This is a genomic window from Pontimicrobium sp. MEBiC01747 (genome assembly GCF_053601635.1).
On the sequence record NZ_JBSHNS010000380.1, the window covers coordinates 1 to 9,764 of the forward strand.

At 30.9% G+C, this 9,764-nt stretch carries 8 protein-coding genes; 2 read left to right on the forward strand and 6 right to left on the reverse strand.

All coding sequences use genetic code 11. From position 1 onward, the window contains the following. Positions 1-792 (reverse strand): aspartate kinase (locus ACVC2P_RS12340; RefSeq protein ID WP_452598773.1); only part of this gene is annotated, 792 nt, incomplete at its 3' end. Between the two features lie 400 nt (positions 793-1,192). Here ACVC2P_RS12340 and ACVC2P_RS12345 point away from each other — a divergent pair. Beyond that, positions 1,193-2,740, forward strand: a complete 1,548-nt coding sequence (locus ACVC2P_RS12345; protein ID WP_452598774.1) for an NAD(P)H-hydrate dehydratase — start codon at positions 1,193-1,195, stop codon at positions 2,738-2,740. A 64-nt stretch (positions 2,741-2,804) separates the two neighbouring features. Here the strand turns inward: ACVC2P_RS12345 and ACVC2P_RS12350 are convergent, their stop codons facing one another. Beyond that, positions 2,805-4,163: a TlpA family protein disulfide reductase gene (locus tag ACVC2P_RS12350; protein WP_452598775.1), complete on the reverse strand. Its 1,359-nt coding sequence runs from the start codon at positions 4,161-4,163 to the stop codon at positions 2,805-2,807. Between the two features lie 131 nt (positions 4,164-4,294). On the opposite strand from ACVC2P_RS12350, the gene hutH reads away from it, so the two are divergent. Next, positions 4,295-5,800, forward strand: a complete 1,506-nt coding sequence (gene hutH, locus ACVC2P_RS12355; protein WP_452598776.1) for a histidine ammonia-lyase — start codon at positions 4,295-4,297, stop codon at positions 5,798-5,800. On the opposite strand, the gene ACVC2P_RS12360 is transcribed toward hutH, so the two are convergent. The 4 genes from ACVC2P_RS12360 to ACVC2P_RS12375 form a co-directional block, all read right to left on the reverse strand. Then, positions 5,797-6,183 (reverse strand): hypothetical protein, encoded by a 387-nt coding sequence (locus tag ACVC2P_RS12360; protein ID WP_452598777.1) that lies wholly within the window; start codon positions 6,181-6,183, stop codon positions 5,797-5,799. The two genes, hutH and ACVC2P_RS12360, sit on opposite strands and share 4 nt — an antisense overlap. A gap of 217 nt (positions 6,184-6,400) precedes the next feature. After that, the gene (locus ACVC2P_RS12365) at positions 6,401-6,790 is read right to left on the reverse strand and encodes a hypothetical protein (protein ID WP_452598778.1); all 390 of its coding nucleotides are present in this window, start codon (positions 6,788-6,790) and stop codon (positions 6,401-6,403) included. Positions 6,791-6,872: 82 nt separating this feature from the next. After that, complete coding sequence (locus ACVC2P_RS12370; RefSeq protein ID WP_452598779.1) at positions 6,873-7,253, reverse strand: hypothetical protein; 381 nt, start codon at positions 7,251-7,253, stop codon at positions 6,873-6,875. 70 nt (positions 7,254-7,323) lie between these two features. Next, a partial coding sequence (locus ACVC2P_RS12375) for an ATP-dependent Clp protease ATP-binding subunit (protein WP_452598780.1) occupies positions 7,324-9,764 on the reverse strand: 2,441 nt, incomplete at its 5' end.

The window sequence follows — 9,764 nt, forward strand, 5'->3', positions numbered from 1 at the left end:
GTATAGTACTTTAGCTCCAAAATGCGATAATTCCATAGCTTCTTGGTACGAGATTTCTGCAATAGGGAATGCTTGTTTTACCAATTTTGGGTTTGTAGTAAACATACCGCTAACATCTGTCCAGATTTCTAAGCGTTCCACTTTTAAAGCAGCTGCAACTATGGCTGCTGTATAGTCAGACCCACCACGACCTAAAGTTGTGATTTTGTTATTAATAGATTTAGATATAAACCCAGGAAGTATAGTAATATCTTGTTTTGCGTCTTTAAAATAAGTGTTTATATTACTATTAGTAACATCGAATATTACTTCTGCTTTAGTGAAATTAGAGTTTGTAATAATTAAATCTTGAGTGTTTTTGTAGACTGTATTAAAGTTTCTAGATTTTAAGGTTTCCGAAATAATAAAAGACGATAATAATTCTCCAAAACTAGCTAATCTGTCCGATGTTTGTGGCGATAATTCATTTACTAAATAGATGCCATCGAGTAAACTTTTTAATTGTTTAAGTTTTTCTTTTAAAGCTGTAATTATTTCAGAATCTGCATTTGGAATAAGTTTTAATAGAATATTTAAATGCGTTGTTTTTATAGCTTTAAATTCCTTTTTGTAGTTATTATCATTAGTTTTTGCTAAATGTCCTGCATTAAGTATTCTATCTGTAATGCCACCAACGGCAGAAACGACGCAAATTACTTTGTCTTTAGTTGCATATTGCTCTAAAATAGAGATAACTTTATTTATGTTTTTTGAAGAACCTACAGAAGTTCCTCCAAATTTTAATACTTGCATGTGTATTGTATGTAATGTTGTTGTGTAAATTTCGATTAAATGGAGTAGTTATTTACTATATAATAACTACAAAATGCCTGGGGAATATATATTATAAACAACCCAAAAGGGTAGTAGTAATAGTAGAAAATGTAATTGCAGCAATGGTTACTTCTGTAGTAGAAGTTAAGTTAATAGTTACTATTTTGGTTTTGCTATACATTTTATATGCGTAATACATAGTAAAAGTATTACTTTTACCCGAATAACAAAATAAAAACTAAATTTTTATGCTATTCTAAAAATTAAAGCTTTTTAATTAATTATTTGAAACAAAATAGCTTTAACATTAGATATAATATAATGAACCTAATATATTTAAAGTATAATTTAAATTAATCTCATTTAGGAGGTAATACATATGAAGATTTTATCTAAAGAACAAGTATATGCGGGAGATAAACTCACTGCAGAAAAACAAAAAATTTCCTCTACCGATTTAATGGAACGTGCAGGAATGCAGATTTTTAATTGGTTACACATGCGTATGCAAGGTGCACAAGTCCCTATTCATGTATTTTGTGGTATTGGTAACAATGGAGGTAATGGTTTAGTTGTTGCTAGACATTTGGTTACACATGGTTATAATGTTAAAACGTATATTGTAAATTGTAGCGATAAGCGTTCTAAAGATTTTTTAATTAATTACGATCGTATAAAAAATGTTACTAAAGACTGGCCTACTCTTTTAAGTTGTGCAGAAGATTTTTCTCCAATAGATGCTAACGACATTATTGTAGATGCTGTTTTTGGTATTGGTATAAATCGCCCAGTAGACGATTGGGTTAAAGGGTTATTTAATCATTTTAGAGCTTCTAGGGCTTATACATTGGCTATAGATATTCCGTCTGGATTATATACAGATAAATTACCAAGCGACCCAGAAGCCGTGGTTACAGCTGGGTATACATTAAGTTTTCAAACTCCTAAGTTGGTTTTCTTTTTACCAGAAACTGCAAAATATACTGTACAATGGGAAGTTATAGACATTGGTATAGATCAAGAGTTTTTATATAAAGCAGAAACTGAAGCCGATTTAATAGGAAAACATGAAGTGTTACCTATATATAAACCTAGACAAAAGTTTTCTAATAAAGGTACTTATGGACATAGTCTAATAATAGGAGGTAGTTATGGTAAAATAGGCGCAGTTACACTAGCAAGTCGTGCTACTTTAGCTGTAGGTGCTGGGTTAGTTACTGCTTATATACCAAAATGTGGTTATACAGCATTACAAGCCGCTTTTCCTGAAGCCATGGTAATTACAGATACAGATGAGGCTAAAATTACTAGCATAGATTTTGATATAGAACCCACAGTAATTGCCTTTGGTGTAGGTGTGGGAACTGATGCAAAAACAATAACAGCTTTTGAAGCTTTTTTAAAAGAGAATAAAACACCTTTAGTCATTGATGCAGATGGTTTAAATATTTTATCTAAAAAGAAAGCATTGCTTAAATTATTACCAAAGCAAACTATTTTAACACCGCACCCTAAGGAGTTAGAGCGTTTAGTTGGAACATGGAAGGATGATTTTGATAAATTGAAAAAAACAAAAGCATTTTCTAAAAAGTATGATGTTATTGTTGTTATTAAAGGTGCAAATACTATTACAGTTTTCCATAATAAGTTATATGTAAATGCAACTGGAAATCCTGGCCTAGCTACAGCAGGTACAGGAGATGTTTTAACAGGAATGATTACGGGTTTATTATCTCAAGGCTATAACCCTTTAGAAGCTGCTATTTTTGGAGTCTATTTACATGGTAAATCTGCCGATTTATTAATTGAAGATTATGGTTACCAGAGTTTAATAGCAAGCCACATTGTTGGTGGTATATCTGAAGCCTATTTAGATTTGTTTAAACAGCCAGAAAAACCTGAGGTAGAAGAGGCTGCTAAAGAATAAAAAATAATAGTATAAAAAAAGCGAACTGTTAAGTTCGCTTTTTTTATAATTAAATGTTTACTCATTAAATTTCTAAAGAATTAAATAACTCTTTTAATTTAGGATCAGATGGTCTAGGTGCATCTGCACTTACAATGTTTCCGCTAGGATCTATTAAAATAAATCTTGGAATACCATTAATACCGTAGTCTAATACAAACTGAGATTTCCAAGCTTTATCTGCCATTAATTGCACGCCTCCTAATTCTTTGTCATTAACCATATTTACCCATGTATCGTGGTCTTTAATAGCATCGATAGAAGTACTAACAAAAGCAATGTTTTTTCCATGGTACTCTTTTTCTACTTTTTTAAGAGAAGGAATCTCTGCTTTACAAGGACCACACCATGTTGCCCAAACATCTACATATACATATTTACCTTTTAAATCTTCAAGAGAAGTTGTTCCTCCTTTATGGTTCTCGTAGTTAGCAAATGTAGGCGATGGTTTCCCTTTTACTAATTTTTTTGCTGTGTCGAAGTTTGTTTTTAAGTCTTCTTTAATTTTATCGTCTGTAGTATTCTCATTAAAAAAAGTATACATTTCTTGTAAATTATTATTAGCTGGTGATAAAGCCATTTTTGCTAAATAATCTATAACTTGGTTTTTTAATGCAGGAATTTTAATGTCTTTTACAGCAGCAAAATCTGCTGGTTTTACATTATTAAAATCATCTAATCCTTCAAAAATAGGATTCATAATGCTATTAAATGCAAGGTTTTGGTATGCAGTAGAATTGTTAAATGCTATGGCATCATCGTAAGTTAATTCTTTTAATGCTTTTGGTAAGAAATTTTCAGAGGGTTTAAAACTATCGTTTTTTGTATAATATGCATGTGCTCTTTCATAGTTGTTTAACGTTGCATAAGAATCGTACTCTAGGTTTTTTAACTCTGCTGCTAAGAATCCTTGATCTATTCCTTTAATGCTATCTAAACTTGCTTTATTACTATTTTTAATTTCTTCAACTTTGGCTTTATATGCAGTTTCATCTAGGTTATAAAATACAGATGAAGACCCTTGTATTTTTCTTGTATTGCCTCCTTTTTTTGCTAAATAATTACTTTCTGCTGCTCCATCTCCAGAGAATACAAATCCAGTTTTGTCTGTAGTAACACCAACACTGTCACCTACTTTTAAGTACATGCTTGCACGATTTCTTCCTAAGCTTAAAGTGTAGAATCCATTTTTAGCTATGTTAAGTGTATCGGTAAATTTACCTTCTTCAACAGTAATTTTTTGTTCAAAATCAGTGCCTTTTATAGTCACTTCTTTTGCTTTAGCATCTCCTAAGTCCCCAGATACTATTGTATAATCAATTTTTGGTTCTTGTTTACATGCTAAAATTGCTAAAGCAGATAAACTTAATAGTAGTTTCTTCATTTTTGAATAAATTAATTTTTTATCAAAAATAGGGGTTTAAAATTATTTTTTTGCTTTTTCATTAATTATTAACGTTTAGCTTGCATATTTTATATTGAATGTTGATTTTTGAAGCACTTTAAATTTAGAATATGACTACTCATTATATATCCAATCAAGTTTTAGAACTTACAACGATACAATCTATTGTTTCTGAGGGGAAAAAACTACAACTTTCTGAAGAAGCTATAACTCGTGTAACTAATTGCCGTAACTATTTAGATGAGAAATTAAAGACAGAGGATAGACCTATCTATGGCATAAATACAGGGTTTGGATCTTTATATAATGTAAAAATATCTAAAGAGAACTTAACAAAGCTTCAAGAGAATTTAATGATGTCTCATGCCTGTGGTACAGGAGACGAAGTGCCTCAAGCTATTGTTAAATTAATGTTACTGCTTAAAATTCAATCATTAAACTACGGGCATTCTGGTTGCCAATTGGAAACTATCCAGCGTTTAGTAGATTTTTATAACAATGATATTTTACCTGTGGTATATACGCAAGGGTCATTAGGTGCTTCTGGAGATTTAGCTCCTTTAGCGCACTTGTCGCTGCCATTAATTGGAAAAGGTAAGGTAAATTATAAGGGAGAAGTTGTAGAGGCTCAAACCGTTTTAGAGGCATTTAATTGGAAACCTGTTAAATTAAAATCTAAAGAAGGATTGGCTTTGCTTAATGGAACTCAATTTATGAGTGCTTATGGTGTGTATTTATTACTAAAAAGTTATAAATTATCCTATTTAGCAGATTTAATAGGAAGCGTGTCTATTGATGCTTTCGATGGCAGAATAGAGCCTTTTAATGAACTAGTACATATAGTAAGACCTCATAACGGCCAATTAAAAACGGCAAAAAATGTTCGTGAGTTTTTAGAGGGGAGTAGTATTATTAAACAAGCAAAACAGCATGTACAAGATCCTTATTCTTTTCGTTGCATTCCGCAAGTACATGGTGCCACAAAGGATACGTTAGATTTTGTTTTAAAAACATTTAAAACCGAAATTAATTCGGTAACAGATAACCCTAACATTTTTTCTAAAGATGATGAAATTATCTCTGGAGGTAATTTTCACGGTCAACCATTAGCATTAGCTTTAGATTATTTAAAAATAGCAATGGCAGAGCTAGGTAATATATCTGAACGTCGTGTTTTTCAATTGGTTTCTGGTTTAAGAGGTTTGCCCGCGTTTTTGGTTAATAATCCTGGATTAAATTCTGGGTTTATGATACCACAATATACAGCAGCGAGTATTGTAAGCGCTAATAAACAATTAGCTACACCAGCAGCAATAGATAGTATTGTGTCTAGTAATGGGCAAGAAGATCATGTAAGTATGGGGGCAAATGCAGCAACACAGGCATATACTTTAGTTAATAATGTAGAGCGTGTGCTTGCTATAGAGTTATTTAATGCCTCGCAGGCATTACAATTTAGAGCTCCATTAAAGTCTAGTGAGTTTCTAGAATCGTTTTTACAAGCGTATAGAGAAGAGGTACCTTTTGTTGAGGAAGATCAAATTCTTCATGATGATATTCAGGCTTCAATTGCTTTTATAGAGAACTTAGCTATTGATGATGAAGAGCTATTTTAGTATGGAGTAGATGGTGTTTTTGTTTCCGTTAAAAGTGTTTCTGCCCATTTTATAGCAAGCTGTAAATCGTTAAAGATTTCAAAAGGTTTTTTTAGGAATAGTTTTTCTACTTGAGCTGCTTGTCTTGCGTTGCTATTTTCTGAAACGACTGCAAAACCTATTAATGATTTTACATTAGAAGTCTCTTTATAAATTATGGGGTCTACAGCATAAGAATTAACACGATGTGTTATATACACAAAAGGTTTGTTCTTAAAATGATTTAAAATAGCTTTTGTTTGTCTATTACACTTTTCAATGCATATTGTTTCGCCTTCGTATACATTACAAATTGCATAGTTTTTATAAAACTGTATTTTACAGAAGCCTAAATCTTTTACCATTTTTTGTTGTTTTCGGGCGGCAAAAGTACTCTACTGTTCTAAAATTTAAAAGAAAAATATATTGTTTTTTTTGGTTTTTTAAACTGTAAAAAGCCATGTGTAAATTAACTAATTTAATAGTATTTATACTTTATTTTATGAAGTTTATAATAAAGGATAAGGATTGTTATTTAATAATATATTTTTTTGACTAGTTCTTTGCAGGTAAAAGATTCTATTAACACTCTTCTATGGTTTGTTTTTTCTTAAGTAATTTATTTGCCCATTGAATACTTTTATCTAATTCTGAAAAGACTTCAAAAGGTTTTTTTAAAAACAGTCTCTCTATATCTGTAGAACTTAATGCCATGTGGTTAGTAGAAACAACAGCAAACCCAACAAGATTTTTTATTTTAGAAACCGATATATATATTGTAGGGTCAACAGAGTAGGAGTTTATACGATGCGTTATATATACAAAGTCCTCTCCTTTAAAAGACGGTACAATTGTCTCTACCATTTCATCTATTAAATCTTGAGTTAATACAATACCTTCGTTTATTATAGAAACAACTATATTATTATAAATTTGTAATGAACAAAAAGATAGAGTTACTGTATTAATCATTAGTGTTAATTAAAAAAAGCTTCACTTAAAGATAGTGAAGCTTTTTTAATTATACTAGCTATTGTAATTATTATTACTAAAATTATTTAGCTTCTTTTATAATACGATTGGACCATTCTAATGCATCATCTAAAGAATCGAAAGTGTCTATAGGTTTGTGAGAAAATATTTTTTCAATTTCTATAGTGTTATCATAAAGGTTATCTATTACTATAGCAAAACCTTTAAGGTTTTTTAATTCTGAATTGTATTTATATATAATAGGGTCAACAGAGTAAGAATTCTTTCTATTGGCTATATATACAAAAGGCTCAGATTTAAAATGATTAATTGCTACTTCAATAATTTGAGAGCTTTTTTCAAGAGTTACATCTACGCCGTCATTTATTGTTCCTACTATGGTGTTTTCGTATATATCTATAGTACAAAAAGAAAGTTTTGTAGTCTTCGTCTTTTTATGCATTTTTAGGGAATTAATGTATATAAATATTAAAAAAGGTTGCCACTTAAGCAACCTTTTTTACATATGGTAATTAAGATTCTGTTGATTTTTCTGCTTTATCAATTTTTATTGTTATTTCATTAGCTTTTTTATCTAAATCCATAATAATTTTATCGCCTTCTTGTACATGAGAAGTAATAATTTCTTCTGCAAGAGCATCTTCTATATATTTCTGAATAGCTCTTTTTAAAGGCCTAGCTCCATATTGTTTATCGAAACCTTTATCTGCAATATAATCTTTTGCTGCTTTAGTAAGTTTAAGCGTGTAACCAAGTCCTTTTATACGGGTTAAAAGCTTATCTAATTCAATATCTATAATTTTATGAATATCTTCTTTTTCTAGAGCATTAAACACAACCACATCGTCTATTCTATTTAAAAACTCTGGTGCAAAAGACTTTTTTAATGCATTTTGAATTACGGCTCTGGCATTAGCATCTTCTTGCGATTTTTGCGCAGCAGTACCAAACCCTATTCCTGTACCAAAATCTTTAAGTTTTCTAGCTCCAATATTAGAAGTCATTATTATAATGGTATTTCTAAAATCAATCTTTCTTCCTAAACTGTCAGTTAAATACCCATCGTCTAATACTTGTAATAGCATGTTAAAAACATCTGGATGTGCTTTTTCTATTTCATCTAATAGAACTACAGCATAAGGTTTACGTCTTACTTTTTCTGTTAATTGCCCACCTTCTTCATAACCAACATATCCTGGAGGTGCTCCAACTAAACGAGAAATAGCAAATTTTTCCATATACTCACTCATGTCTATTCTTACTAAAGACTCTTCACTATCAAATAGCTCACGTGATAATACTTTAGCTAATTGTGTTTTACCAACACCAGTTTGTCCTAAAAATATAAATGAACCAATTGGCTTATTAGGGTCTTTAAGTCCAGCACGATTACGTTGAATTGCTTTTACAACCTTTGCAACGGCTTCGTCTTGTCCAATAACTTTTCCCTGTATTAATTTAGGTAACTCAGCTAATTTATTACTTTCTGTTTGTGCTATTCTATTAACAGGAACCCCTGTCATCATAGAAACCACATCGGCAACATTGTCTTCTGTTACAGTTTCTTTATTTAGCTTAGTATCTTCTTCCCACTTTTCTTGGGCAATGGCAAGTTCTTTTTCTATGCGTTTTTCATCATCTCTAAGCCTAGCAGCTTCTTCGTATTTCTGCTTTTTAACAACAGAATTTTTAGTAAGCTTTACGTCTTCTAGCTTTTTCTCTAGTTCTATAATTTGTTTAGGAACATCAATATTAGTAATGTGTACACGAGAACCAGCTTCATCTAACGCATCTATAGCTTTGTCTGGAAGAAAACGCTCTGTCATATAACGATTTGTCAATTTTACACAGGCTTCTATTGCTTCGTCTGTATACTCAACATTGTGGTGCTCTTCGTATTTACTTTTTATATTATTAAGTATCTCTATTGTTTCTTCAACAGTAGTAGGCTCAACAATTACTTTTTGAAAACGACGCTCTAATGCTCCATCTTTTTCAATATATTGTCTGTACTCATCTAAAGTTGTTGCGCCTATACATTGTATTTCTCCACGGGCTAGAGCTGGTTTAAACATATTTGAAGCATCTAAACTTCCTGTTGCTCCACCTGCACCAACTATAGTATGGATTTCATCTATAAATAGAATAACATCGTCATTTTTTTCAAGCTCGTTCATTACAGCTTTCATTCGCTCTTCAAACTGCCCTCTGTATTTTGTTCCTGCTACTAAACTTGCTAAATCTAAAGTAACTACGCGTTTGTTAAATAAAATACGTGACACTTTACGTTTTACAATTCTATTTGCTAAACCTTCAGCTATTGCAGATTTACCTACACCTGGTTCTCCTATTAATAGAGGGTTATTCTTTTTACGTCTACTTAAAATTTGAGAGACTCTTTCAATTTCTTTTTCACGACCAACTACAGGATCTAGTTTACCTTCTTCTGCCATAGCAGTAAGGTCTCTACCAAAATTATCTAAAACTGGTGTTTTAGACTTTTTATTACCTTTATTTGCTGGTGTATTAAAAATATCTTTAGACTCATTACTTTCAGAAGTAGAATCATCTTCTTGAAAAGATTCTGCTTTTGGTTCTATATAATTATTATCGTCGTTTGTAATCATAAACTTAAATTGTTCTTTTACATTATCATAATCTACTTTTAGCCTATTTAAAAGCTTAGTTGTAGGATCATTTTCATTTCTTAAAATGCACAGTAATAAATGTGCGGTGTTTATAGAGGTGCTTTGAAATAACTTCGCTTCTAAAAAAGTGGTTTTTAAAGCACGCTCTGCTTGTCTAGTTAAATGTAAATTCTTTTTTTCGTTAGAGGTTATAGCTATGTTAGGGTTTGCTGGGCTTAATATTTCTACTTTTCGTCTTAAATGATTTAAATCTATATCTAAGGCATTTAATATATTAATAGCTTTACCATTGCCATCTCTTAATA